We start from the raw sequence: 25316 nt of genomic DNA, 5'->3' as shown, positions 1-25316 counted from the left end.
ACGGGACAGCCAGTGTATGATGGCGTTGCGAGGTGAGACTAAAAATGCAAGCAAAATCAAAGACGAAGCTCGGCATCGGCGTTGTCGGATGCGGCAACATCTCGATGACCTATCTGCGCAATGCAGCACTCTTCGGCGGCGTCGAGCTGCGTGCCTGCGCCGACATTTCCACCGAGCTGGCGGCGCTGCGTGCCCGCGAATACGGCATTCGGGCGGTCAGCGTCGATGCGCTGCTGGCCGATCCCGAGATCGACCTCGTGCTCAACCTGACCATCCCGTCGGCGCATTTCGACGTCTCGTTTTCAGCGCTCTCCGCGGGCAAGCATGTGTTCACCGAAAAGCCGCTGGCGACCTCGGCCGCAGACGGACGGCGTCTTGTCACCGAAGCGGCGCAACGCGGCCTGCTGTTGGGCTCGGCGCCGGATACGTTCCTTGGTGCCGCCGGCCGGCGGGCGCGCCGCCTGATGGACGAGGGCGCCATCGGCCGCGCGGTGACCGGCACTGCCTTCATGATGGCGCGCGGCATGGAGCACTGGCATCCCAATCCGCAATTCTACTACCAGCCCGGCGGCGGCCCGGTCTTCGACATGGGTCCCTATTATCTGACCATGCTGGTCAATCTGCTCGGGCCGGTGGCGCGCGTCATGGCGATGGCGACGCGCGGTCAGGAGGAGCGGCTGATAACAGCTGAAGGTCCCTACAAGAACACAAGTTTCAAGGTCGGCACGCCGACCAACATCCTGTCGCTGCTGGAATTCCGCTCGGGCGCCACGGTCACCTTCGGCGCCTCCTGGGACGTCTTCAAACACTCCAACCACCCGATCGAACTGCACGGCACGGAAGGCTCACTCAGGCTGCCTGATCCCGACACATTCGGCGGCACCGTTTCGCTGTCGGAGCGCGGCGCCGACTGGGAAGATCTTGAGAGCGAAAATGAGCTCTACGGCGCGCGCAACTGGCCTTATGCCGCGCCCGACCGCGCCAACTACCGCATGCTCGGCGTCGCCGATCTGTCGCGTGCGCTGGCGACCGGAAGAAAGCCGCGCGCCTCCGGCGACCTCGCGCTGCATGTGCTGGAGATCATGGAGGCAATCCTAGCCTCGGGAGAAAGCCGCGGCTCGGTCGCCGTCAACGGCACCGTCGACCAGCCGCCGCTGCTTGGCGAGGACGAGGCGAAGAGCCTGCTTGCCTGAGGTGCCGTCCATCACAACACCGCCTTCGCCCTGGCTCGACCCGCAAGCCCGCCATGTGCTCGACCTCGGCCGGCAGGCGCCCGCGCCGCCGTTCGAGACCGGCACGCCTGACGAAGCGCGCCGCGCCTATGTCGCGGGCTTGCCAACACTGCAGGGTGAGCGCAAACCGGTCGCCGCGCTGAGCGAGCGTACAATCGCTGGACCCGGTGGCCCGTTGCCGCTCAGGATCTATCGCGGCCAGGGTGCGGCGGTAGCCGGTGCGCCGGCGCTGCTCTATCTGCACGGCGGCGGCTGGGTGATCGGTAATCTCGACTCGCATGACGAGATCTGCCGCTGGTTCGCCAACATGGCAGCCTGCGTCGTCGTCTGTCCCGACTACCGGCTGGCGCCGGAGCACAAGTTTCCTGCCGCCATCGAGGATTGCCGCGCGGCATTCGCCTTCATGCAGAGCGAGGCCGACGCTCTCTGCATCGACGCAAAACGGATCGCTGTCGCCGGCGACAGCGCCGGCGGCAATCTCGCCACGGTGCTTTGTTTGATGGCGCGTGGAGACAAAAATCCGCCGGTGGCGCAATTGCTGTTTTATCCCAACACCGATGCCGCGCAGGCAGCGGATAGTTATCGCCGCTTCGCCGAAGGCTTTGGTCTCACCGCGACAACCATGGCCTGGTTCCGCGATCACTATGTCAGCCATGCTGGCGATATCGATGACTGGCGTGTGTCGCCGCTGAAGGCCGCCAGCCTTGCCGGCGCAGCACCGGCCTTCGTCGCAATCGCCGGTCACGACATTCTCGCCGACGAAGGCGAAGCTTACGCAAAGCGTCTGCAAGATGACGGGGTGCCGGTGGTGCTTAAGCGGTGGCCCGGCCAGATCCACGGCTTCGTCTCGATGGGCCGCCATGGTCCCGCATCGCGAGAGGCGGTGGGCGCCGCGGTTGCCGCGTGGCGCGGCTTCGATGGAAAAGCTCAGGCCGACTGACGCATCACCAAGGTCGCGTCGAGATTGACCTTCGGCGCAACAACTGCCCCATCCTCGTTCAGCAAGGCCAGCAGCGTCTCGACGCTGCGTCCGGCCATGGCGGCAAAATCCTGCGCCATGGTGGTCAGGCCGGGACAGGTGTAGCGGCTCAGCGGATGATCGTCATGGGCGGCGACGCGCAGGTCGCAATCGCCCTTGCGGCCGACCTTGAGGCCTTGCGCGTAGGCGGCCGCCATCACGCCGAAGGCGAGGCGGTCGTTGTTGCACAGGATGGTCTTGCCCGGCAGGCCGCCATTGCCGAGCATCTTTTCCATCTGCTCGTAGCCGATCCGTTCAAAATCCCATGTGTAGTCGTCGATGTTGCCGATGACGACCGGCTCATGTCCGAGCCGCTTCATCGAGGCGACATAGCTGTTCAGTCGTTCCGGTGAATTGTGGTTGACGTGCGGGATATCGAAATAGACCGGAGCGTCGCCGGACCGGCAGAGATAGTCGACGATGGTCGAGACGCTCTGGGCATTGTTGTTGCCGACGAACGGCGTGTCGCCTTCGAGATAGGTGTCGAAATAAACGACGGGTATGGATTGCGTCAATTTCTCCAGCGTGCGGTGGTCCGAGCGCAGGCCGAGCGGCGCGATCAGCGCTCCGGAAACCTTCAGCGACAGGATGGTTCGCGTCGCCTCCACTTCGAGTTCGCGCGAGCCGTGCGAGGAGATGACGATCGGCCAGTAGCCTTCGTCGCGCAGCCGAAGCTCGATGCGGCTGACCATCTCCGAATAAAAGGGATCCGCAACTGTCGGCACCATGATGCCGATGCTGCGCGTCCGCTTGCGGTTCAGGTTGCGGGCAAACAGATTGGGCTGGTAGTCGGACGAGCGCAGTGCTTCCTCGATCCGCTTTCGCGTCGCCGGCTTGACGCTGGTCGGATCGTCGAAATATTTCGACAGTGTCGGCCTGGAGACGCCGCAGGAGCGGGCAAAATCCTCCATCGTCTTGTGAGTTACCGGCATTCAAACCCTCGCGGCACGGACATCCAGTATCTGGTCGCCTCGGCGCTGCCCCAGGCACCTACATACGGTGCGCCGTCGCGCAACTGCAAGGCGAAAGTTTACAGAGAATTTCGGTAGCTTCCATGCGTAAATTTATTATTTGACGCGAAAAAGCTCAAGCCGTGTTCACAAGGGCAGCGTATGAAAACGTGCGCCTGCGCAAAAGGCTTCGCCGATTGGACTAGCTTCCCGCCAGCGACAGCCCGCGGGCGCGCTCGCGCAGCAGCGCCAGCAACTCGGTCCGCCGCGCTTCGGGCGTGTCGACAGGCAACACGAAACACAGCGTCTTGTTGATGGCGCCATGGCCGTCATGGATGGGTGCCGCCATGCACCATGTAAAACGGTCGGCCAGCGCGGCGGTTTCGCTGAAACCCTGCCGGTGCGCCGTGGCGACATCGGCAAAGAACTCGGCCGGCGCAATGACGCGGCCGTCGGGAAGCTTGTAGTCGCCAGGCGGAATGAAATCCCTCAGCTCCTGCTCGCTCATATGGCCGAGCAGCAGCCGTCCCGACGCCGTCCACGGGATCGGTACCTCGACCCCGACATCGCTTGAAATGCGGAACGGGCCGGGCGAGTCCCGGCAATCGAGGACGACATACTTGTTGCCGCGCAGGCCGCACAACTGGACGGTCTCGCCGGTCTCGGCGGCCAGCCTGTCCAGGGTCTCGAGGATGCGCCGGTAGTGGGCGTTGTGGTGCGAATAGGCCCAGCCGAACAGGTGCATCGCCCGTCCGAAATAGACGTAGCCTTCCGAGCCGACATTTTCGAGCATCTCGGCCTCGAGCAGGCTGTTGACGATCTCGTAGGTGGTCGAACGCGGCGCGCCGATCATCTTGGCCATGTCGCCGACGCGCATCGGCGCGCGATGCCGCAGCAGCGCCTCGAGCAGCATGATGACGCGGTCGATGCCGCGGCGGCGTCCGCCATTGCGCGGCTCGGCGCCGGCTTCGGTTTCGATCACGCCATCGCTCATCTCAGCCGCATCCGCACAAAATCATTTCAGCCCTCGTCTCAAGACGCTTGAAAGATGTCAAGGCTCGGACTAGCATCCCATTTGTCCGATATACAGACATGCTGTCTGAAATACCAGACAAACTAACGAGCCTGACGCAGAAAGTCCCGACGAAAAACAGGCGGTTTCCGAGCTCGGAAACCGGTGGTTTTCTTCGTCTCGACCAGCCGTGTCCGGGCATAATCTCAGAAGGGAACAATCATGATGAAATCATCGTTTTTCGCATCCGCCAGCGCCCTTTGCCTCGGTCTCGTCCTGGGCCTCGGCGCTGCCTCGCAGGCCAACGCCGCCGCCAACTGCATCAAGGGCGACCGCAAGGCGCCGTACACGATCGGCTGGGCCAATATCTATTCCGTGCCGACCTGGATGAAGCAGACGCAAGGTACGATCGAAGCCGAAGTCGAGACCCTGAAGAAGCAGGGGCTGGTCGACAAGCTCGTCGTCACCGACGCCCAGGGCGACGCCAACGTCCAGATCCAGCAGATCCAGTCGATGATCGACTCCGATGTCGACGCCATCATCCTGATCGCCGGTTCGTCGACCGCGCCGGCCCGCGTGCTGGCCGACGCCTGCGCCAAGGGCATCGCCATCATCAACTTCGACAGCCTCGTTGACACCGATCAGGTCACCGCCAAGGTCAACACCGACTCCTCCCAGTGGGGCGACCAGGCGGCCAAGTTCCTGATCGACGCCATCGGCGGCAAGGGCAAGATCCTCATCCTCAACGGCCCGGCCGGCGTTTCGGTCAGCGATGACAGGCGCAAAGGCGCCGACGCCGCGCTCAAGGCCCATCCCGATGTCACGGTGCTTGCCGAGACCAACACGCCCTACAATGTCGCGCCGGCCCAGGAAGCCGTCACCAGCCTGCTCTTCGCCAATCCCGACATCAACGGCATCCTGTCGCTCGGCGGCGCGCTGTCGGCCGGTGCCGTGCTCGCCCTCGACAAGCAGGGCCGCGAACAGGTGCCGATAACCGGCGAGAACGCCCGTCAGTTCCTCGAACTGTGGAAGGAAAAGGGCCTGAAGAGCTGGGCGACCATGCAGCCGAACTGGCTCGGCGCCTTCGCCACTTACACCGCCGTCCAGGCGCTCGAAGGCAAGGATGTGCCGGCTTTCGTCAAGATCCCGCTGCCGGTGATCGACAATTCCAACATCGACGAATACCTCGCCCGGGCCAAGGATTTCCCGGCTGACGGCTACATCTTTTCGCCCTACGATGAAGAGCTGTTCAAGAAGCTGCTGGCCCAGAAATAAGCCAGAAGGGTTGTAGCATTGACAACCATGGCTCCGCTGCTCGCAGCGCGGGGGGTGTCGAAGTCGTTCTTCGGCAACCCCGTCCTGCGCGACGTTTCCATCGCTCTCCAGCCGGGCCGCGTGCATGCGCTGCTCGGCGAGAACGGCGCCGGAAAATCCACGTTGATCAACCTGCTGTCCGGCGCTTTGCGTCCGGATGGCGGGACGATCGAGGTCGATGGACGCGCGGTCTCACGCATGACCCCGGCCGTTGCGCGGCAGGCCGGCATCGCCGTCGTCCAGCAGGAACTCAGCCTGACGGCCAGTCTCTCCATCGCCGAAAACATCGGCCTCGGCGCCTATCCCAAGCGGTTCGGCCTGGTCGACTACCGCGAGCTCGCCGCGCGAGCCAGGGCCGCGTGCGATCTTGTCGGGCTGCACGAGCCGCTGTCGACGCCGGTCGGGCATCTGTCGCTCGGCCGCCGGCAGATGGTGGAGATCGCCAAGGCGCTCTACCGCCGGCCGCGCGTGCTCATTCTCGACGAGCCGACCTCGTCGCTGTCGGCAACCGAAACGAAAATCCTCACCGATCTGCTGCAGCGTTTGCGCAGCGAAGGCATCGCCATTCTTTACATCTCGCACCGGCTGAACGAAGTCATGGCACTGTGCCAGCACGTCACCGTTCTGAAGGACGGCACCTGCACGGCCGACCGCAGCCTGGAAGGAACCGACGCCACCGGGCTGGTGCGGCTGATGGTCGGCCGCGACCCCGGTGACCTCTTTCCGCAATGGCAGCCCTCGACTTCACCTGCCGACGCCATCTCTGTCCGCAAATTTGCAGCCGGCCTGATGCATGACGTCGATCTCGACATCAGGACGGGCGAAGTGCTCGGCATCGGCGGCCTGGTCGGGCAGGGCCAGGAAGATCTGCTGCTCGGTCTCTACGGCGCCATTCCGGCCCGCACGGCATCGGCGACCGTCAACGGCGCCTCCGGCCTGCCGGGCGGCGTGCCGAAAGCCAACGCGGCAGGCCTCGCCTATGTGCCGGCCGACCGCAAGCGTGAAGGCCTGCATCTGATCCATCCCATCATCACCAACATGATGCTGCCCGCCTTCGCCAGGCTGCCGGCGTTGAAACTGCGCAGCCGCCGCGCCGAGCGCGAGACGGCAACAGGCCTTGCCGCCCAGCTTGGCATCAAGGGCGACCTTGGCCGGGCGGCGCAGGCGCTGTCGGGTGGCAACCAGCAGAAAGTGGCGCTGGCCAAATGGATGCCGCACGACCCGCTGGTGCTTCTCCTCAACGATCCGACGCGCGGCGTCGACGTCGAAACAAAGCGTGAGATCTACATGATGCTGCGCAACTTCGCCGCCGCCGGCAAGGCCGTGGTTCTGCTCAGTTCCGACACGCCCGAACTGGTCCACCTTTGCGACCGCGTCGCCGTGGTCCGCGAAGGTCGCATCGTCGCCATGCTCGAACGCGGAGCGCTGAGCGAGGAAGCCATCGTTTCTGCCGCGATGGGTGCCGAACAGCGGAAGGTTGCGGCATGAACACATTTCTTTCCGCAAGAAAGACCGGCGCGCTCTACTGGCCGGTACAAGCGCGCCGCAATGTCGGCGTGCGCAGCCTGTTTGCCGTCGTCCTGGTGTTCCTCGTCGCCTATGGCGTCCTGTTTCCTGGCCTGTTCACCGCCTCCGGTTTCGCCAAATTCACCCAGAGCTGGTTTCCGCTGGCGCTGGTCGCCATGGCGCAGGCGATCCTGATGCTCACCGGCGGCATCAGCCTGGCCATCGGCGCCACTGTCAGCCTCGGCGCGGTCATCGCCGCGACGACGATGGCCGGACCGCTGGGCGTCGCCGGCGGCACGGCCGCGGTGGCGCTGACCGGCCTCGGCATCGGCGCCGTTACCGGCTTCATCGTGGTGCGGCTTCGCTTGCCGGCGATCGTGGTGACGCTCGCCGGGTCCTTCATCATCGGCGGCGCCGCACTGCTCATCCTGCCACGACCCGGCGGCGCCATTCCGGCGTGGCTGTCCGACCTGCTGGCCGGCAACACGCCGGCGGCATTCGTGCTGCTGGTGCTCATCGTCTTGCTGTGGAAGCTCTACCTCGCCACGCCGCTTGGCTTGAGCCTCTATGCCGCCGGCGAGAATCCAGTCGGCGCCTATCGCTCCGGCGTGCCGGTCGATGGCGCGCGCATCGCGGCCTATGCGATCAGCGGCCTGCTCTCCACCGGTGCAGGCCTGTTCGTCGCCGCGCAGACCGGTTCGGGCGATCCGGTCATCGGTGCCGCCTTCACGCTGAACTCGATTGCCGCCGCCGTGCTTGGCGGCATCGGCTTCCTCGGCGGCCAGGGCACGATGCGCGGCGCGCTTGCCGGCAGCCTGCTGCTCAGCCTGATGATCAGCGTCATGTTCTTCCTCGGCTTCACGCCGGTCGCCCAATATGTCGCCCAGGGCCTGATCATCATCGGGGCGGTCGCCATCCCGCAATTCCGCAAGGTGCAGCAATGACAGCATGGACTGAGAGCGCAGGCGGCAAACGCGCCTTGGCGGTCCTGCGCAGCCGGCCGTTCCTCACCGTTGCCATCGTTGCTGCGGTCTGGATCGTCGCGAGCTTCGTTTCGCGTGGCTTCGGCGCCTACGGCCATTTGCGCTATCTGGTCGAGCTGGGCGCCATCATCGGCCTTGTCGCCGCAGGCCAGACCTTCGTGGTGATCGCCGGCGGCATCGACCTTTCCGTCGCGGCCATCGTCACCGTCAGCGCCGTCAGCCTGCCGCTGTTGTCGTGGCAAGCGGACCCGACCGGCCTCACCGCCATACTTGCCGTTCTTGTCCTGACGACGGCAATCGGCCTGGTCAACGGGCTCGGCGTCGCGCTGCTGCGCGTCCACCCGATGATCATGACATTGGCCATGGCGACATTCCTGCAGGGCCTGTTGATCATCATCGCCGGCGGCAGTGCGGTGACCGCCGAGAACCCGCTGGTCCACTGGCTCGGCAATGCGCGACCGGCCGGGATTCCGGCCGGCGTGCTTTTGTGGGTGGTCGTCTCCGTCATCGTGTTGATGACGATGCATGCGACATCGCTTGGCGCGCGGATCTTCGCCATGGGCGCCAATCCGCTCGCGGCGGCCCTGTCCGGGGTTCCGGTCACGTCGACGACGCTCGCGGTCTATGGCATCAGCGGCTTCTGTTCGGGCCTTGCCGGCGTGCTGGTGCTGGGCATGAACGGACAGGGCTATGTCGGCATCGGCGATCCCTATCTGCTGGCCTCGATCGCCGCCGTGGTGCTCGGCGGCACCTCGATCCTCGGCGGGCTCGGCACCTATGCCGGCACCATCCCCGGAGCCATCCTGCTGGTCACCATCACCGCGCTGATCACCGTCGTCAACGCATCGCCCGGCTGGCGCAGCATCCTGTTCGGTTCGCTGATCCTCGGCCTGCTGCTGCTCTCAGGCCGGGAACAGGCGCGCCGATGACACATCGTCCAGCCGATAGATGCGCTTTGTGTTGCCGAAGAACAGCGCCGTCTGCTCGTCGGCGGAAAAGTCCGCTGTGATGGTCTTGAAGCTGTCGTATACCTCGTCGAACGAGGCGTGCAGACCGGCGACCGGAAAGTCGCTGCCGAACATGGCGCGCCCGGTGCCGAAACAGTCGATGCATTGCAGGACCACCAGCCTCAGACTGTCGAGCGTCCAGTCATGATCGTAGGCGACCAGGTCCGAGATCTTGATGGCGACGTTGTCGCGCTCCGCCAGAAGCCGCAGCCCGTCGCGCCACGCCTGCATGCCGTCGGCGTCACGGTCGATCGGGCTGCCGCAATGGTTGAGAACGAATTGCTGATCGGGGAAGGTCGCGGCAAGCCGCGCCGCGCTGGCGAGCTGGCGCGGAAACACCATCAGGTCGAAGGCCAGCCGATGCCGGCCAAGCAAGGCAAGGCCGGCGCGCCAGGTCGGATCGTCCATGATGCCGTCGCGGGCCGCAAAGCGGCGGGCCGGGTCGGGATCCCAGCTCAATATGTCGCGCACGCCGACGACACGCTCGAATGCCGCTTGCGCCTCGATCAAGGCCTGCGCCTGGCGGTCGGCAAGCGGGACGTGAACGACGTAGCGGTCGGCGACGCCGCGCGATTTGTCGAGTGTTTCCAGCCAGCGCGTTTCACCGACGCAGTCGTCGCTCGCCCAGCCGGCTTCGACATGCACCGTGGCGACGACATTGTGCTTGCCGGCGTCTCGCGCATAGTTCTGCGGAAGATAGTTTTGCCGCAACGGACCAAGCTCGCCCAAGCCGCCGCGCTCGCCGGCAGTGGTGGCGAGCCAGGGATGCCGTCCCAAACCGAGATCCCACAGATGATGGTGGGCGTCGATGATCGGTCCGGCGTAAGGTTCTGGCACGCGTCTCTCTCATACTGCGGCCGGCATCGATCCCGGCTTCGTTCTGCGACGGTGAAAGGGTTAGCATCGGATGACTGAAAACTCACCGGTCCCACCGCTTGTCGTGCGCGAAAATTTTCGGCTGGACGACCGCATCCGCGGCGTGCCGCCCGGCACCTCCGGGCTGGACAGCAGCCTTGTCGCAGCCGAGCACTGGCATCCTGCCGATGGACGCATGGCGCTGCCGGTGCTGACCCTCGACGAGGCGGCCTTCGCCGCCAACCGCGACCTGTTCCTGCGCCATGCGCGCGAACACAATGTTGCGATTGCTCCACATGCCAAGACGCCGATGGCGCCCGACCTTGCCCGGTCGCTGGTCGAGGCCGGAGCATGGGGCACCACCGTCGCCGACATCAGGCAGGCGACAGTGATGCTCAAGGCCGGCCTGACGCGGCTGATCATCGCCAATGAGGTTGGCGGGTCAGGCGGCGCAAGCCGGCTGGCCGTGCTTGCCGGTGCCTGGCCAAAAGCCGAGCTCTATGTCTTTGCCGACTCGGTCGATGCCGTGAACGCGCTTGCCGAGGCCTGGCGCGCCAACGCGGCGCTGGCGCCGTTGCGCGTGCTTGTCGAACTCGGCGCGGGCAGGGCGGGCGCCCGCACCACCGCGCAAGCCGAGGCCATCGCCGATGCGATCACGGCTGCCGGCGGGCGGCTCAAGATCGCCGGCGTCGCGACCTATGAGGGAGCCGCTGCGCAACCCGACCCCGGCCGCACCGACGAGGTGATATCCGGCCTGCTGGCAATGACCGCCGACATGTTCCTGCGGCTGCGCGCCCGCGTCGGCCACGCGCCGCTGATCGCCACCGCCGGCGGCTCGGTCTTCTTCGACAGGGTGGTCGCGGCACTTTCGCCTGTAGTGTTCAGCGACGGCAATGCGACGCTGGTGCTGCGCAGCGGCGCCATCTTCTTCCACGACCATGGCACCTATGACCGCTCGCTCGGCGCGCTCGATGCCCGCAAGGGTTTTGCCATTGGCGGCATCAGCGCTTCGGCGCGACATTCGTTTCGACCCGCTCTGCGGCTGTGGGCCGAAGTGCTGTCGCGGCCGGAGCCCGGCCTCGTCATCTGCGGCATGGGCATGCGCGACGTGTCGTTCGACCAGGGCTTTCCAACGCTGCTCACCGTCTTCCGTGCCGGCAAGCCGCTGCCCATGCCGGCGGCGCGCGCTGACGTGATAAAACTCAATGACCAGCACGCCTTCCTGTCGATTGCGCCGAGCGACGACATCGCCGTCGGCGACGTCGTCGAATTAGGCATCTCGCATCCCTGCACCTGCCTCGACCGCTATCGCGTGATCTTCGGCGTCGACGCCACCGGCTATGTCCGCCACGCTTTTCCCACCTGGTTCGGCTGACCAGATCCCCCAAAAAAGAGAACCTCGAAAGGATCCGATATGATCAAGTATTTTCAGTCCGGCTCGCGCATGTCGCAGGCTGTCGTCTATGGCGGCCTCGTCCACATAGCCGGTCAGGTGGCCAATGACCGCAAGGCCGGGATCGAGAGCCAGACCAGCGACGTGCTGGCCAAGGTCGAGGCGCTGCTGGTCGAGGCCGGCAGCAGCAAGTCGAAGCTGGTGGCGGTCAACATCTTCCTGCCGCAGATCGGCGATTTCGAGGCCATGAACAGCATCTACGATGCCTGGATCGACCCGCAGCGCCTGCCGGCGCGCGCCTGTGTCGAGGCGCGTCTCGCCGATCCCGATCTGCGCATCGAAATCACCGCGGTCGCGGCGGTCTAGCCATGCACACCGGCCTCGCCCACACGCTCGACTTCGACCGCGACGGCAAGACGCTTAGCCATCTCAGCATTCCGTTCTCGATCGACCGCTCGCCCTATTTCCAGGTCAAGGTGCCGATCTGCCTCATCCGCAATGGCGACGGCCCGTCGCTGCTTCTAATGGCCGGCAATCACGGCGACGAATATGAGGGCGAGCTGTCGCTGGCCAGACTGGTGCGCCGGCTCGATCCGAAGCGCATCAAGGGTCGCGTCACCATCATGCCGATGGTCAACGCCCCGGCGGTGATGGCCGCCAAGCGCTGTTCGCCGCTCGATGGCGGCAATCTCAACCGCGCCTTTCCCGGCGACCCCTCGGGCACGCCGACAAGCCGTCTCGCCAATTTCCTGGAGACGGAATTGTTCCCGCGCCATGATGTCGTCTTCGACGTCCATTCAGGCGGCACATCGATGGAACATTTGCCGACTGCACTGGTCGAGCGCAATGCCGATCCCGAGCGCCATCGGCGTGGCGTCGAGCTGATGCGCACGCTCGGCATGCCCTACGGCTTCGTCGCCGACAACGGCCAGGCTTCGCCGACCTCGATGGGTGCAGCGCGCCGGGCGGGAGCCATCGGCGTCAGCGGCGAATTCGGCGGCGGTGGTACCGCTACGGTCGATTCGATGGCGATCACCGCCCGCGCGCTCGACGGTCTGATGTTTGCGTTGGGCGTTGTCGACGCGCCGGTTCTTGGCGCAGGCGAAAAGCCTTCGGCGCCGACACGGCTGCTGTCGCTGTCCCGGCACAGCCAGGGCCTCTATGCCACCCGCCGCGGCTGGTTCGAACCCGCCGTCAAGCTGGGCGACAGTGTGACTTCAGGACAATTGGCTGGCTGGTATCACGATCTCGAACGGCTCGATGTTGCCGAGGAAGCGCTGCACTTCGCCGAAAGCGGCATCGTGCTGTCACGCCGGCTGCACACCATGTGCGAGGCCGGAGACTGCTTGATGCAGGTCGCCGAACCGGTCAACGGCTGAAGCCATACCAGGATCAAGACTGAGGATATTCCATGCAGCAACTGTCCATGTGGACCTACCCCTGGGATGTCAGGGATCTCGGCCTGGAGACGGTCGAACGCGATCTTGTCGAGCGCGCCGGGCTCAACATGATCAGCTTGGCGACGTCCTATCATGCCGGGCGCTTCCTGCAGCCGCGCAGCCAGCGCCGCAAGGCCTATTTCCCGGAGGACGGCACCATCTACTTCAAGCCGACCCCGGCGCGCTGGGGAAGCCTCGCCATCCAGCCCAAGGTGGCTGACGTGATCACGGAGGGCGGCGACGTGCTTGGCAACCTTATCCGCCGGCGCGATGCTGGCGGGCTCGGCGTTTCGTGCTGGACCGTCTGCCTGCACAACACCCGCCTCGGCATGCTGCATCCGCAGGCCGTCACCCGCAACGCTTTTGGCGATGCCAATTACTACAATCTCTGCCCGTCGCATCCCGATGCGCGCGCCTATGTCCGCGCGCTGGTCGCCGACATTTCGCACAGCTACCGGCCGGACAGGATCGAACTTGAAAGCCCGTCCTTCATGGGCTTCGCCCACGAATATCATCACGAGAAGGACGGTGTCGGGCTGACGCCGGAAGACGATTTTCTTTTGTCGCTGTGCTTCTGTCCGTCCTGCGTCGCCCGCGCCGCAAAAGCCGGCGTCGACGGCGAGGCGGCACGCAAGCTCACCAGGCAATGGATCGTCGAGACCTGTGAGCGTGCGGTGCCGCAACGGCGCTTTCCCGATTTTCCCGCCAGCGGCCTCGACGTCTTTGCGCCATGGCCAGAGCTCCATGCCTATTTGCTCTGGCGGTTCGAGCCGGTGACCAGCCTTGTCGCCGAATTGCGCGAGGTGGCCGATCCTACGACGCGTGTCGTCATCATCGATCTGAAAGACGGCTGGCTCGGCGGCTGCGATCTCGAAGCGCTCGGCAAGGTCTGCGACGGGGCGATCCTGTGTGCCTACGACATGCAGGCCGGCGATGTCGCCAGCCTGATGGCCGCCGGCCGTGCGGCACTGAGCGCGGAAAAATTCCTCGGCACCGGCTACCGGCTGTTCTATCCGGAAATGGCCGGCCTCGAAGCGCTCGCCGCCAAGGTCAAGCCGGCGCTGGCGCCGGCTGTCGACGGCATCAATTTCTACAATTACGGCCTTGTCCCGGCGGCGCGGCTCGACTGGGTGGGCGCAGCGCTCTCTGGCTGAGCAGAAGGCGCGAAACGTCAGTCGTGTTTGGCCAGAAAGCGACCGACGGCGGCGAGGCAGTCGTCCTTCTCTTCGACATGCGGCATGTGGCTGGAATTCGGGAAGACCATGCCTTCGACGTCAGGAATGCGATCGAGAAACGGCTGCACGCAGGCCTCGGTCGCTTCGTCGTAAAATCCGCGGAAGGCCAGCGTCGGCGCCTCGATCAGTTGCAGGCGATCGACGATGGTCCAGTTGCGCATGGTGCCGATGACGTGGAATTCGTTGGGTCCGTTCATGGTGTGATAGACGGTCGGATCCGCCTCGATGGCCGCAAATGTCCTGACGACTTCGGGCGGATTGGGAACGACGCGACAGACATGGCGGTCGTAGAAGGCCTTGGTTGCCGCGACATAGTCTGGATGATCGGTGGTTCCGTCGGCCTCGTGCCGGTCGAGCGCGCTTTGCACATCCGCCGGAAGTTCCGCGCGCAATCGCCGCGCGCCTGCCACCCACAGCGCCATCGAAGCCAGTGAATTGGCCAGGATCAGGGCCTTCAACCCGTCGGGTCGCCGCACCGCATGCTCGGCCGACAGCATGCCGCCCCAGGATTGGCCAAGCAGCGCGTAGCGGCCGGCAATACCGATATGGGCGAGCAGCGCGTCGAGTTCGCCGAGGAAGAAGTCGACGGTCCAGAAGTCACCGCCCTTGTCGGGCAGATGGGTCGATTTGCCGTTGCCGATCTGATCGTAGTGAATGACGGCCCGTCCGGTTCCGGCAAGCTCCTTGAAGGAATCGACATAATCGTGGGTGCAGCCGGGGCCGCCATGAGCGACGACCAGCGGCAGTCTGTCCGAGACGAGATCCCCGGTCACCCGGTACCAGGTGCGGTAGCCCTTGTAGTCGCTGAATCCTTCGGTGGTCGTAGCTGCCGTCATCGTCCGAACTCCGCATCATGGCGCGGCAGGAACCAAATGACGGAGCCTCCCAAGCCTTGTTTTGCGGCAGACGGTACTCAGTGACCCCGCGCAATTACAGCTAGCACTATTTATAGGTTTGCCCTGGCGGTGATCAGGGGCCTTCGCCTCAGTGCTCCGGTTCGAGCAGCCGGTAGTGGGCGGCCAGCGCGATGGCGTGGAAGCGGTTTTTGGCGCCAAGTTTGCGCGTCGCCGCATTGAGGTGCAGCGTTGCGGTCGGCACCGTGCGGCCGATCTCGCGCGCCACTTGCTTTGCCGTCAGCCCGGCCGCGGCGAGGCGCAGGCACTGGCGCTCACGCGCCGTCAGATGGACATATTGGCAGGTGCGGGTGCCCTCGTCGAAACCGGCATAGACGGAATCGTGCAGGAGATGGCCGAGATCGCCGATCTCGGCGATGAAGTGTCTGGCTTCGGCCTCGAAGCCGGCCTCGGGATCGGCGCGGATGGCGGTGAAGGTGGCAAGGTCGCCGCCGGCCAGACGAATGGGCACGGTAATGCCGCAGGTCATCCTTGTGTCGAGCAGATAGCTGACCACCGGCGCGTGCCTCGACTGCAGCACGCGCTGCATGACGCTGCTCTGGACGCCTTTGTGCGACCACAGGAACGGCCGCGACACGGCCAGCGCGGCTTCCTGCACCGGGTCAAGCTGATAATACCCGCCCTTGCACCAGAGATCCTGCATGTCGCGCGGCACGTTGCGCAGCGCCATCAGCGAGGGCGTGATCAAATCGCCCTTATGGCTGACGGGCACCGGCGTATAGTCGTAGATGAACGAGGTGAAGCCGATGGACTCCAGCACACCGGTCGCCGCCGCCATGGCAGCGTCGACGCTCATCCCTGTCCGGAACAGGCTCTCTAAATCCCCTGAAAAAACCTGCATCCGGCGAACTTACCAACTGGTCATTGCTTGTCAAATAGCCATGCTGGGTGATTGCCCAACAAATAGGCGTGAATGGGGTCGGCGACCCTATCTATCTTAATAGCTATCCTGTCCGGCTTGGCTGGCCGTAGTCTTCCGCGATTGGGCTAATAGACGGACGCCGTCCGCCAGCCGGGACCCTTTCGTATCCGCCGCGCCATGGTCGATCGACCGCGTTCAGCGTGGCAAAATCGACACGCTTTCCATGAGGGAACACGAACCATGCGACCGCAAAAGGCACTTGCAGCGTTGATACCCGGCCTGGCTCTGCTCGGCATGACGATCCTGTCGCCGACGAACAGCGCGCTCGCTGCGGAGGGCAAGCCCGGCGGCACGTTGCGGCTGCTGGCCAACGCCGCGGCCGGCACCGCCGATCCGCACATCAACTACACACTGCAATATTTCCAGCTCAACTATGTTCTCTATGATGGCCTGGTGACCTACAAGAAGGTCGGCGACAAGACCGGCTTCGAGGTCGTCGCGGACTTGGCTGAAAGCCTGCCGAAGGTCGAAAACGGCGGCAAAACCTACATCTTCAAGCTGCGCAAGGGCATCAAGTTCGCCGACGGCTCGGATCTCACCAGCAAGGATGTGGTGGCGTCGTTCCAGCGCATCTTCAAGATCAGCGGGCCGACGACCGGCACTCTCTACAACGGCATCGTCGGTGCCGATGTGTGCCTGAAGACACCCGCCACCTGCACCCTCGATGGTGGCCTGTCGGTGGACGATGCCGCCGGCACGATCACCTTCAACCTCACCCAGCCGGATGCCGAGTTCCTGCAGAAGATCGCCATTCCACACGCTTCGATCCTGCCGGCCAGCGCGCCGCTCAAGGATGCCGGCACCGACCCGATCCCTGGCACCGGCCCTTACATGATCGCCAGCTATGATCCCAACAAGCTGATGAAGATCGTGCGCAACCCGCACTTCAAGGAATGGAGCAAGGAGGCGCAGCCGGCCGGCTATCCCGACGAGATCGACTATGAATTCGGCCTCACCGACGAAGCCGCGGTGACGGCGGTCGAGAACGGCCAGGCCGACTGGATGTTCGACCCGCCGCCGGCCGATCGTCTGGCCGAGCTCGGCACCAAATACGCCAAGCAGGTCTCGGTGCATCCGCTGACGGCGATGTGGTATGCGCCGATGAACAACAATCTGGCGCCGTTCAACGACATCCGCGTCCGCCAGGCGGTGAACTTCGCCATCGACCGCGCCGCCATCGTCAAGCTGTTTGGCGGCAGCAATCTGGCGCAGCCGGCCTGCCAGATCCTGCCGCCGGATTTCCCGTCCTATGCGCCCTATTGCCCGTTCAGCGCCAACCCCGGCGAAAAGTGGTCGGCGCCGGATATGGAAAAGGCCAAGCAGCTGGTCGCTGACTCGGGAACCGCCGGCCAGGAGGTGACGATCATCACCGAGGACACCACCGTCTCCAAGGCGATCGGCGTCTACCTGCAGGACGTGCTCACCCAGCTTGGCTACAAGACATCGGTCAAGCCGATCTCGCAGAACATCCAGTTCACCTACATCCAGAACACCAACAACAAGGTGCAGATTTCGATCTCGCAATGGTTCCAGGATTACCCGGCGCCATCCGATTTCCTCGACGTGCTGTTCAGCTGCGCCTCGTTCACGCCGGGCTCGGATGCGTCGGTCAACATTTCGGGCTTCTGCGACAAGGCGATCGACGCATCGATGGCCGAGGCTGAGACGGCGACCATCGCCGACCCGGCCAAGGGCGCGGCACTGTGGACCGCCATCGACAAGGCGGTAACGGACAAGGCGCCGGTCGCCGTGCTGTTCACGCCCAAGCGCGTCGATGTCATTTCGTCCCGAGTGAAGAACTTCACCTTCAGTCCGCAATTCTACTGGATCGTCAGCCAGTCCTGGGTCGAGTGATCTCCGAGATGCAATGCGACGGTGCGCCATCGGCGCTCCGTCGCATTTCTTTTTGCGCCGGTTCGGCGCATCTTTCCGGTCGAGATTTTTCTTAGGCAATCCTGTTCATGGTCAATGTCATAGCGGACCAGCCCGCCATTCCGGTCCGCCGCGCCTCGCAGGGCCCCTGGCGCACGGCCTGGCGCAAGCTGAAAGACGATCGCTCGGCGACAGCCGCCTTCGCCGTGCTTGTCGTCATCGTCATCGCCTCGCTGGCGGCGCCGGTTTATGCGCAATACGTCTCCCACACCGATCCGTTCGTTACCAATCTCAACGGCGAGATCGTCATCGATGGTGTGAGCCAGCCGGTGCTGCAGCCCTCCACCGAAGGGCTCGGCCTTGGCATGACGCCGATAGGCCCGAACTGGCGCATCGGCCCCTATCTGCTCGGTGCCGACAACCAGGGCCGTGATGTTGCGGCGCGGCTGCTTTACGGCGGACGGGATTCGCTGCTGATCTCGGGCGCCGCGGCTGTGCTGTGTCTCGTCCTGGCGACATTTCTCGGCGTTATCTCCGGCTTCTTCGGCGGCCTTGTCGACATCGGCCTGTCGCGTATTTCTCGACGTGCTGTGGGCCTTCCCGATCTTCCTGCTGGCGATCTCGCTGTCGATTGTGCTGATTGCACAGAGCATCTGGATAGGTCCGCTCGAAATCCGCTCCGGCAGCCTGTGGCTGCCGGTGTTCATCATCGGCATCGTCTATGTGCCCTATGTGGCGCGGCCGATCCGCGGCCATGTGCTGACCTTGATGCATGCCGAATTCGTCACCGCGGCGATCGGGCTTGGCGCCTCGCCCTGGCGCATCCTGTTGCGCGACATCATGCCCAATGTGGTGACGCGCGTCATCGTCTTCGTGCCGCTGATCCTGGCGCTCAACATGATGACGGAATCCTCGCTGTCGTTCCTGTCGATCGGCGTGCAGCCGCCGGATGCCAGCTGGGGCACGATCATCCAGGACGGCCAGGGCCTGCTCTATTCCAGGCCGATCGTGGCGCTCGCGCCCGGGCTTGCCATCGTCATCACTGTGCTGGCGCTTAACATTCTGGGCGACGGGGTGCGCGACGCGCTCGATCCGAAATCCTCGCCGAGGGGCGTCTGATGCTCGCGGCGCTCAGCTTCCGGCTCGGCCAGATGGTGCTGGTCATGTTCGGCATCAGCATTGTTGCCTTCCTGATTTTCTTTGCCACGCCAGGTGCCGATCCTTCGGCGCGCATTGCCGGCCGCAATGCCTCCCAGGAAACCCTGATCCAGGTCCGCCACGATTTCGGTCTCGACCGGCCCTTGCCGGTGCAATACGGGCTGATGATGAACCGGCTTTTCATCAGCCGCGACCTCACCTCCTTCGTCAATCGCGGCCAGCAGGTGGTTCCCACGGTGATCAGCGCCATTCCCGTCACGCTGTCGCTGGTCGGCGGCGCTGCGGTGCTGTGGGTGCTTGGCGGATTGATCGTCGGCGTGATTGCCGGCGCGACGCGCGGCACCTTCATCGATCGGGCGCTGATGATCCTGAGCCTGGTCGGTGTCTCCATTCCGGTGTTCTGGCTGGGCGAGGTCGCCAACCTTCTGACCCAGAGCCGCTGGCACGATACATGGCTGTTTTCCTGGGTTCCGCCGCTCGGTTACATCCCGCTGACCGAGGATCCCTGGGGCTGGTTCAAAGCACTGATCATTCCGTGGTTCACGCTGGCGACCCTCTATGTTGGCCTCTACGGCCGGGTGCTGCGGGCAAGCCTGATCGAGATGATGCAGGAGGATTTCATCCGCACCGCCCGCGCCAAGGGCATCGGCGAGCGGCGGGTGCTGCTGCACCATGGCCTGAGGACCTCGCTGGTCGCCTTCGTCACCATGTTCGGCCTCGATTTCGGCGCCCTGGTCGGTGGCGGCGCGCTGCTGACCGAAGTGGTCTTCGGACTGCAAGGCGTCGGCAAACTGACCTATGAGGCGCTGCAGACGCTTGATCTGCCTATGATCCTGGCCACGGTGATCTACGCCGCCTTCTTCGTCGTGATGGCAAACTTCGTCGTCGACATCGTCTTCGTCTTCATCGATCCGAGGGCGCGCGATGCCCGCTGATGCTCCCCTTCTGGTCGTCGAAGACCTCACCGTTTCCTTCCGCAGCGACGAGGGTTTGGTGCGGGCGGTGGGCGGTGTTTCGTTCACTGTCGAGCAGCGTGAGATCGTCGGCGTCGTCGGCGAATCCGGCTCCGGCAAAAGCCAGACGCTTCTGGCCATCATGGGCCTGATCGACAGCCCCAAGGCGGTCGTCTCCGGCTCGATCCGCTTCATGGGACAGGAGCTTGTCGGGCTCAGGCGGCGGGCGCTCGATGCCATTCGCGGCCGCCAGATCGCCATGATCTTCCAGGATCCGATGTCGGCGCTGACCCCGGTGCATACGATCGGCAACCAGATCGGCGAGCAGGTGCGCGCGCATGAAAAGGTATCAGTGCGAGCGGCGCGGGCGAGGGCGGTGCAATTGCTCGATGCGGTCGGCATCGCCAATCCCGATCGCGTCGTCGACGGCTATCCGCACCAGCTTTCCGGCGGCATGCGCCAGCGTGCGGTGATCGCCATGGCGCTGTCGTGCAATCCCGCGCTGCTCGTCGCCGACGAACCGACCACGGCGCTCGATGTGACCGTGCAGGCGCAGATTCTCGAACTGATCGGGCGGCTGCGTGACGAGTTCGGCTCGGCGGTGATCCTGGTCACGCATGATCTTGGCGTCGTTGCCGAAGTCGCCGACCGGGTGCTGGTCATGTATGGCGGCCGCTTCGTCGAAGAGGGTGGCAAGAACAGCGTCTTCCGCACGCCGCTCCATCCCTATACATGGGGGCTATTCGGCTCGATCCCGCCGATGGACGGCGCGCGTCCGGCCCGGCTCGCGGCCATCCCGGGCGTTCCGCCGTCGCTCGCCAATCTGCCGCAAGGTTGCGCCTTCGAACCGCGCTGCAGCTTTCGCCACGATGCCTGCCTGGTCCAGCCGCCGCCGATGAGCGGAGCCCGTCATCGTGCCGCTTGCGTCTTGCCGGAGGCGCAGCGCAAAAAATTCAATATCCGCAAGGTTGTGAGCCTGGAGGCGCAACCATGAATGCCGCGCCGCGAGAGCGCCCGCTGCTTCGCGCCGGCGACCTGTCGAAACACTACCACGTCGGTCGCTCGATTTTCCCGGCGCAGCGCCGGACAGTCCAGGCGGTCGACCAGATTTCACTCGATATCTGGCCGGGCGAAACCCTTGGCATTGTCGGCGAGTCCGGTTGCGGCAAGTCCACGCTTGGCCGCTGCCTGGTGCGCCTGACCGACATTACCTCGGGCTCGCTCGAATTCGAGGGCCGCGATATTTCCGAGGCGTCGCAGCGGCAGCTGCGCCCGCTGCGACGGCAGATGCAGATGGTCTTTCAGGATCCCAGCGCCTCGCTCAACCCACGCCGGCGGGTCGGCGATCTCCTGGCCGATCCGTTCCGTATCCATGAGCGCCTCTCGGCGGCGGAAATGGCCGACCGCGTCGCCGAACTTTTGCGCCGGGTCGATCTCTCCCCCGAGCACGCGTCGCGCTATCCGCACGAATTCTCGGGCGGCCAGCGGCAGCGTATCGGCATTGCCCGCGCGCTGGCGCTCAGGCCACGACTGATCGTGGCCGACGAGCCGGTCTCGGCGCTCGACGTGTCGATCCAGGCGCAGATCGTCAACCTGCTCGCCGATCTGCGCGAAGAGTTCAACCTGACCTATGTCTTCATCGCCCACGATCTCTCGGTGGTGCGGCAGATCTCGACGCGCGTGGCGGTCATGTATCTGGGATCGATCGTCGAGAGCGGGCCGACCGATCCGGTCTTTTCAGCACCCGCCCACCACTACACCGCGGCACTGCGTTCCGCTGTGCCGATACCAAGCGTCGATCGGACGCGGGGCGCGCGTATGGTGCTGAAAGGCGATCTGCCGAGCCCGATGAACCCACCCTCCGGTTGCCGCTTCCACACCCGTTGCCCGGCCGCCACCTCGGTCTGCCGCAGCGAGCGTCCGTTGCTGCGCAGCATCGGCGACGGGCGCCTGGTTGCCTGTCATCATCCGCTGAACGGGTAGGGTGTGGATGAACGCCTGTCCGAGCCATCGCTGGCGGGAAAGGGGAGACAAATCAGTTTGGCTTCCCTATCAATGTCGCGGCGCAGCTGGGAGAAGACCTTGCGAAAAATTGGTATCGGCATCATTGGCTGTGGCAACATTTCGGACGCCTATCTGAAGGCATCGCCGAAATTTCCGGTGCTCGACATTGTCGGCGTCGCCGACATCAGCCCGGCGGCTGCCGAAGCCAAGGCGCAGGCCTACGGCCTGGTGGCGATGACCGTCGAGGCGCTGCTTGCCGATCCGCGCGTCGAGATCGTGCTCAATTTGACGACGCCGCAGCATCACGTGCCGGTCGACCTGCAGGCTGTGGCGCAAGGCAAGCATGTCTATTCGGAAAAGCCGCTGGCAACGACGCTCGCTGACGCGGAGCGGCTGGTTGCGGCCGCGAGCGAAAAGGGCGTGCGCGTCGGCTGTGCCCCCGATACTTTTCTTGGCGGCTCGCACCAGACGGCACGCCGGCTGGTCGACGAAGAGACCATTGGCACGATCGTCGCCGGCTCGGCCTTCATGCAGGTGGCTGGGCACGAACTCTGGCATCCGAACCCGGATTTCTACTATCAGCCCGGCGGCGGGCCGATGCTCGACATGGGTCCCTATTACCTGACCTGCCTGGTCAATCTTCTCGGGCCGGTGAAATCGGTGACCGGGCAGGCGAAGTCATCCTACGCCACCCGCACCATCGGCTCTGGACCCCGCCAGGGCCAGACCATCGATGTCGAGGTGCCGACCCACATTTCCGGCCTGCTGGCGTTCGAGAACGGGGCGGCGGTTTCGATCACCACGAGCTTCGACGTCTGGAAGCATGAACACAATCACATTGAGCTCTACGGCACGTCAGGCTCGATGATCGTCTCCGATCCGAACCAGTTCCAGGGCGACATCAGGACCAGTCTGCGCAAGGGCGACTGGACGCTGGCCGATCAGATCCATGCCTATGGCGACGGCAACTACCGCATCCTCGGCCTTGCCGACATGGCGCAGGCGATCGTGTCGGGCCGGCAGCACCGCGCCAGCCTTGAGCTTTCCCTGCATGTCCTGGAGATCATGGAACAGATCATCCGTTCGGCAGAGAGCGGGCAGCGTATCGATTTGAAGCATGGCTGCGGCAAGCCAGCGCCGATGCGCGCCGACCTGCCTTTCGGAATTCTGGAATAGGAACAACATCATGGCCAGGACAGCACTGATTTTCTGGGGCGGCTGGGAAGGTCACACCCCGGCAAGCAGCGCCGGGATCGTCAAGGAGATCCTGACCGGGCACGGCTTCGACGTGCGCCTGGAGCAGGGCACCTCGGCACTCGCCGATCCGCAGCTTGCCGGGCTCGACCTCATCGTTCCGGTGATCACCATGACGACGATCGAAAAACCGGAACTGGAAAACCTCACCCATGCGGTCCGGGGCGGAACCGGCCTTGCCGGTTTTCACGGCACCATGTGCGACAGTTTTCGCAACGAGACGGAATACCAGTTCATGACCGGCGGCCAGTGGGTGGCGCACCCCGGCAACATCATCGACTATCACGTCGACATCACCAGGTCAGACGATCCGATCGTCCAGGGCATCGGCAATTTCGCCTACCGTTCGGAGCAGTATTACATGCATGTCGACCCGACCAACGAGGTGCTGGCGACGACGACTTTTACCGGCGAACACCTCGACTTCATCGATGGTGTCGTCATGCCTGTGGTCTGGAAGCGGCGCTACGGCAAGGGCCGCGTTTTTTACAGTGCACTCGGCCACACCGCCGATGAGTTCGATGTGCCGCAGATGCGCACAATCTTCGAGCGCGGCGCCCTTTGGGCCAGCCGGGTGCCGGGACAGTCGTCAGTCTGAGGCAGTGGGGACGGAGTACGCACGCCCTTCGCCATGCTCTCGCGCAATACTACAGGTACCTTCTCAGTTGCCGCAACGGGGCAGTCCAACGCCAGCTCTTCGAGCGCTTGAACGCCTCCAGTTCCATTTTCAAAGCATCTCGTTCTGTGGAAAGCCCCTGCACTTCCACCGCAAGCGCCCGCACCTGGTCGTCAGCGGCAGGCGGCGGCGTCGGCTCAGGCGCGATCAGGGCTTCGAGACGGTCGAGCGCAAGTCGGTTGACGGCGTCGGCTGCTGCTTCCCGAATGAGCGCGGTCCAGCCATCGGGATCGACGGACATGATGTCCCAGAAGACCTTTTGTTCCGGGTGTCCTGTCGGAATGGCGACCCGTAGTGGCGCCGGATACCAGATCGACGTCTCACACGCTTTGATGAACCCTGTCAGCCTTGGGAATCCGGAGTCTCTGGCGTTCTTCCGCTTGGCCGAGAAATGCAGGCATACGGGAAGGCGAAGGTGTCGCACGGCGGCGACGCCCTTTGTGAGTACGATACGACGCCAGATCTCCCAGTCTCCCACCCCGTTCACATCTTCTGGCCACACCGTCCGCTCCGCAAGAGCGCTGGCGCGATAGACGACGCCTCCTGCCGCCAGGGTATTTCCTCTCGCCATGAAATTGCGTTGCTCGTCGGGAAAGAACAGGTTCGTCAGATCGGGGCCGCAGATGCCGTCGGTCGAGACCCAGAGGACCTGGCCGTAGACAAGCGCCACCGACGGATCGACGAATTGGCCGCGCATGAGCGCAAGATGATCCGGCATCATCAGGTCATCGTCCGAGGCGAAGGCCACCAATTCCCCCCGCGACGATCGAAGCGCCAGATTTCGATTGGCATAGCCAAAGTGAGGCGCCTTGGGGAAATTGAACCAACGAACGCGCGGGTCGGAAAAGCTGCTCACGACCGCCGCGGTTTCCGGGCCTGCGCCATCGCCAACGACCAGAAGCTCGAACGATTGCTCCGTCTGCGCCAGCACCGACTGGATGGCATAGGCAAGAGAGTCGGGACGATTGTGGGTCGGCATCAGGACGCTGAAGAGCGGCGGAGCGTCTACCATCCCTTGAGGCCGCCAAAGTCGACTGGGATCAAATCGGTATCCAACGGCAGCCGGTATTTGTCGGGATTGGCGTGGTCATACTGCATTGTAGGGAAATTGATTGCTCTAACGTCCCTCGTGCCGATGTTGTGGTCCGCATGCCAGACGAATCTGGGAATATTCATCAGGCGAGGCCGGGCCGAAGACAGAACAATCCGAAATACCTGTCCGCAGGTGCTCGACTCGGGCCTTGGGTCATACAGGACGACCTCCATTTCGCCATCGACAACGAAGTATCGATCTTCGTGTAGCTTGTGCAGCGCCCAACCCTTCACCGTTCTTGGTCGAATGGTAAACATGTAACAAAAGACCAGCGGATCGGGGTGCCAATTCCAGCGGGTGTCGTAGATTTCGGTGACGCTTCCCCGGTCGTCGAGGTGAGCGGTCATGTCGTGAAACGTCACGCCGTCGGGGGCCTTGTCGATCGGCTCGCCGGATCGAACCGTCTCCTGATCCTTCTTCGCTCCAGCCAACGTCTTCTCGAGAATATTCTGCACCATAGACTCACCCCATCAGCCGATTGAATTGCGACGGGCACTCTTGCGCTTCTCTGGACATCTTTCAACGG

Annotated in this window: 24 protein-coding genes and 1 pseudogene; 18 read left to right on the top strand and 7 right to left on the bottom strand. The window is 64.2% G+C overall.

Features of this window, described 5'->3' with window-relative positions; all coding sequences use genetic code 11:
* The first annotated feature begins 44 nt into the window (after positions 1–44).
* Both AC1DXU_RS12485 and AC1DXU_RS12480 read left to right on the top strand, forming a co-directional pair.
* Positions 45–1193 carry a Gfo/Idh/MocA family protein gene (locus AC1DXU_RS12485; RefSeq protein ID WP_477368722.1) on the top strand — a complete coding sequence of 383 codons (1149 nt, stop codon included), beginning with the start codon at positions 45–47 and terminating at the stop codon, positions 1191–1193.
* Complete coding sequence (locus AC1DXU_RS12480; protein WP_477368719.1) at positions 1186–2172, top strand: alpha/beta hydrolase; 987 nt, start codon at positions 1186–1188, stop codon at positions 2170–2172. Before AC1DXU_RS12485 ends, AC1DXU_RS12480 begins: the two co-directional genes overlap by 8 nt.
* Here AC1DXU_RS12480 and AC1DXU_RS12475 read toward each other — a convergent pair.
* Both AC1DXU_RS12475 and AC1DXU_RS12470 read right to left on the bottom strand, forming a co-directional pair.
* The gene (locus AC1DXU_RS12475) at positions 2160–3182 is read right to left on the bottom strand and encodes a LacI family DNA-binding transcriptional regulator (RefSeq protein ID WP_477368716.1); all 1023 of its coding nucleotides are present in this window, start codon (positions 3180–3182) and stop codon (positions 2160–2162) included. The two genes, AC1DXU_RS12480 and AC1DXU_RS12475, sit on opposite strands and share 13 nt — an antisense overlap.
* Before the next feature lie 220 nt (positions 3183–3402).
* Positions 3403–4194, bottom strand: a complete 792-nt coding sequence (locus AC1DXU_RS12470) for an IclR family transcriptional regulator (RefSeq protein ID WP_477368713.1) — start codon at positions 4192–4194, stop codon at positions 3403–3405.
* A 240-nt stretch (positions 4195–4434) separates the two neighbouring features.
* Here AC1DXU_RS12470 and AC1DXU_RS12465 point away from each other — a divergent pair, with 240 nt between their 5' ends.
* From AC1DXU_RS12465 to AC1DXU_RS12450, 4 genes are read left to right on the top strand one after another with little or no spacing between them, the layout of a single operon-like run.
* Positions 4435–5487 carry a substrate-binding domain-containing protein gene (locus tag AC1DXU_RS12465; protein WP_477368711.1) on the top strand — a complete coding sequence of 351 codons (1053 nt, stop codon included), beginning with the start codon at positions 4435–4437 and terminating at the stop codon, positions 5485–5487.
* A 27-nt stretch (positions 5488–5514) separates the two neighbouring features.
* Positions 5515–7014, top strand: coding sequence for a sugar ABC transporter ATP-binding protein (locus AC1DXU_RS12460; RefSeq protein ID WP_477368708.1), 1500 nt, complete (start codon positions 5515–5517; stop codon positions 7012–7014).
* Positions 7011–7976 (top strand): ABC transporter permease, encoded by a 966-nt coding sequence (locus tag AC1DXU_RS12455; RefSeq protein ID WP_477368706.1) that lies wholly within the window; start codon positions 7011–7013, stop codon positions 7974–7976. The genes AC1DXU_RS12460 and AC1DXU_RS12455 overlap by 4 nt, the downstream gene beginning before the upstream one ends.
* Entirely contained in the window at positions 7973–8944 is a 972-nt protein-coding gene (locus AC1DXU_RS12450) for an ABC transporter permease (protein ID WP_477368703.1), read from the top strand. Before AC1DXU_RS12455 ends, AC1DXU_RS12450 begins: the two co-directional genes overlap by 4 nt.
* Here AC1DXU_RS12450 and AC1DXU_RS12445 read toward each other — a convergent pair.
* On the bottom strand, positions 8918–9859 hold the full coding sequence (locus AC1DXU_RS12445; protein WP_477368700.1) for an amidohydrolase family protein: 942 nt from the start codon (positions 9857–9859) through the stop codon (positions 8918–8920). The two genes, AC1DXU_RS12450 and AC1DXU_RS12445, sit on opposite strands and share 27 nt — an antisense overlap.
* A gap of 70 nt (positions 9860–9929) precedes the next feature.
* Here AC1DXU_RS12445 and AC1DXU_RS12440 point away from each other — a divergent pair, with 70 nt between their 5' ends.
* From AC1DXU_RS12440 to AC1DXU_RS12425, 4 genes are read left to right on the top strand one after another with little or no spacing between them, the layout of a single operon-like run.
* Positions 9930–11252, top strand: coding sequence for an alanine racemase (locus AC1DXU_RS12440; protein ID WP_477368698.1), 1323 nt, complete (start codon positions 9930–9932; stop codon positions 11250–11252).
* A gap of 39 nt (positions 11253–11291) precedes the next feature.
* Entirely contained in the window at positions 11292–11636 is a 345-nt protein-coding gene (locus AC1DXU_RS12435) for a RidA family protein (protein WP_477315533.1), read from the top strand.
* 2 nt (positions 11637–11638) lie between these two features.
* A complete protein-coding gene (locus AC1DXU_RS12430) occupies positions 11639–12649 on the top strand; it encodes a succinylglutamate desuccinylase/aspartoacylase family protein (RefSeq protein ID WP_477368695.1) in 1011 nt (336 codons plus the stop codon).
* 32 nt (positions 12650–12681) lie between these two features.
* Positions 12682–13863: a hypothetical protein gene (locus AC1DXU_RS12425; protein ID WP_477368692.1), complete on the top strand. Its 1182-nt coding sequence runs from the start codon at positions 12682–12684 to the stop codon at positions 13861–13863.
* Between the two features lie 17 nt (positions 13864–13880).
* Here the strand turns inward: AC1DXU_RS12425 and AC1DXU_RS12420 are convergent, their stop codons facing one another.
* Both AC1DXU_RS12420 and AC1DXU_RS12415 read right to left on the bottom strand, forming a co-directional pair.
* Entirely contained in the window at positions 13881–14780 is a 900-nt protein-coding gene (locus tag AC1DXU_RS12420) for a proline iminopeptidase-family hydrolase (RefSeq protein WP_477368689.1), read from the bottom strand.
* Between the two features lie 148 nt (positions 14781–14928).
* Positions 14929–15654 (bottom strand): LuxR family transcriptional regulator, encoded by a 726-nt coding sequence (locus AC1DXU_RS12415; protein WP_477315541.1) that lies wholly within the window; start codon positions 15652–15654, stop codon positions 14929–14931.
* A gap of 306 nt (positions 15655–15960) precedes the next feature.
* On the opposite strand from AC1DXU_RS12415, the gene AC1DXU_RS12410 reads away from it, so the two are divergent.
* The 8 genes and pseudogenes from AC1DXU_RS12410 (at position 15961) to AC1DXU_RS12375 (ending at position 23619) form a co-directional block, all read left to right on the top strand.
* The gene (locus tag AC1DXU_RS12410) at positions 15961–17634 is read left to right on the top strand and encodes an ABC transporter substrate-binding protein (protein WP_477368686.1); all 1674 of its coding nucleotides are present in this window, start codon (positions 15961–15963) and stop codon (positions 17632–17634) included.
* Between the two features lie 107 nt (positions 17635–17741).
* Positions 17742–17858, top strand: a pseudogene (locus AC1DXU_RS12405) (ABC transporter permease); the annotation flags it as partial.
* Between the two features lie 379 nt (positions 17859–18237).
* Positions 18238–18771 carry an ABC transporter permease gene (locus tag AC1DXU_RS12400; RefSeq protein WP_477368683.1) on the top strand — a complete coding sequence of 178 codons (534 nt, stop codon included), beginning with the start codon at positions 18238–18240 and terminating at the stop codon, positions 18769–18771.
* Positions 18771–19745: an ABC transporter permease gene (locus AC1DXU_RS12395; protein ID WP_477368680.1), complete on the top strand. Its 975-nt coding sequence runs from the start codon at positions 18771–18773 to the stop codon at positions 19743–19745. Before AC1DXU_RS12400 ends, AC1DXU_RS12395 begins: the two co-directional genes overlap by 1 nt.
* Positions 19735–20757 (top strand): ABC transporter ATP-binding protein, encoded by a 1023-nt coding sequence (locus tag AC1DXU_RS12390; protein ID WP_477368677.1) that lies wholly within the window; start codon positions 19735–19737, stop codon positions 20755–20757. Before AC1DXU_RS12395 ends, AC1DXU_RS12390 begins: the two co-directional genes overlap by 11 nt.
* Complete coding sequence (locus tag AC1DXU_RS12385) at positions 20754–21746, top strand: ABC transporter ATP-binding protein (RefSeq protein ID WP_477368675.1); 993 nt, start codon at positions 20754–20756, stop codon at positions 21744–21746. Before AC1DXU_RS12390 ends, AC1DXU_RS12385 begins: the two co-directional genes overlap by 4 nt.
* A 99-nt stretch (positions 21747–21845) precedes the next feature.
* Positions 21846–22943 carry a Gfo/Idh/MocA family protein gene (locus AC1DXU_RS12380; protein ID WP_477368673.1) on the top strand — a complete coding sequence of 366 codons (1098 nt, stop codon included), beginning with the start codon at positions 21846–21848 and terminating at the stop codon, positions 22941–22943.
* Positions 22944–22953: 10 nt separating this feature from the next.
* Positions 22954–23619: a ThuA domain-containing protein gene (locus AC1DXU_RS12375; RefSeq protein WP_477368670.1), complete on the top strand. Its 666-nt coding sequence runs from the start codon at positions 22954–22956 to the stop codon at positions 23617–23619.
* A gap of 49 nt (positions 23620–23668) precedes the next feature.
* Here AC1DXU_RS12375 and AC1DXU_RS12370 read toward each other — a convergent pair whose 3' ends face one another.
* Together AC1DXU_RS12370 and AC1DXU_RS12365 are read right to left on the bottom strand one after the other, a co-directional pair.
* Entirely contained in the window at positions 23669–24709 is a 1041-nt protein-coding gene (locus AC1DXU_RS12370) for a glycosyltransferase family 2 protein (RefSeq protein WP_477368667.1), read from the bottom strand.
* Complete coding sequence (locus AC1DXU_RS12365) at positions 24703–25248, bottom strand: cupin domain-containing protein (protein ID WP_477315559.1); 546 nt, start codon at positions 25246–25248, stop codon at positions 24703–24705. The genes AC1DXU_RS12370 and AC1DXU_RS12365 overlap by 7 nt, the downstream gene beginning before the upstream one ends.
* Positions 25249–25316: the final 68 nt, after the last annotated feature.

Source organism: Mesorhizobium sp. P3_A10, assembly GCF_056403175.1.
Note: the sequence above shows the minus strand (reverse complement) of the source record. Positions and strands in the feature narration are given on the sequence as shown.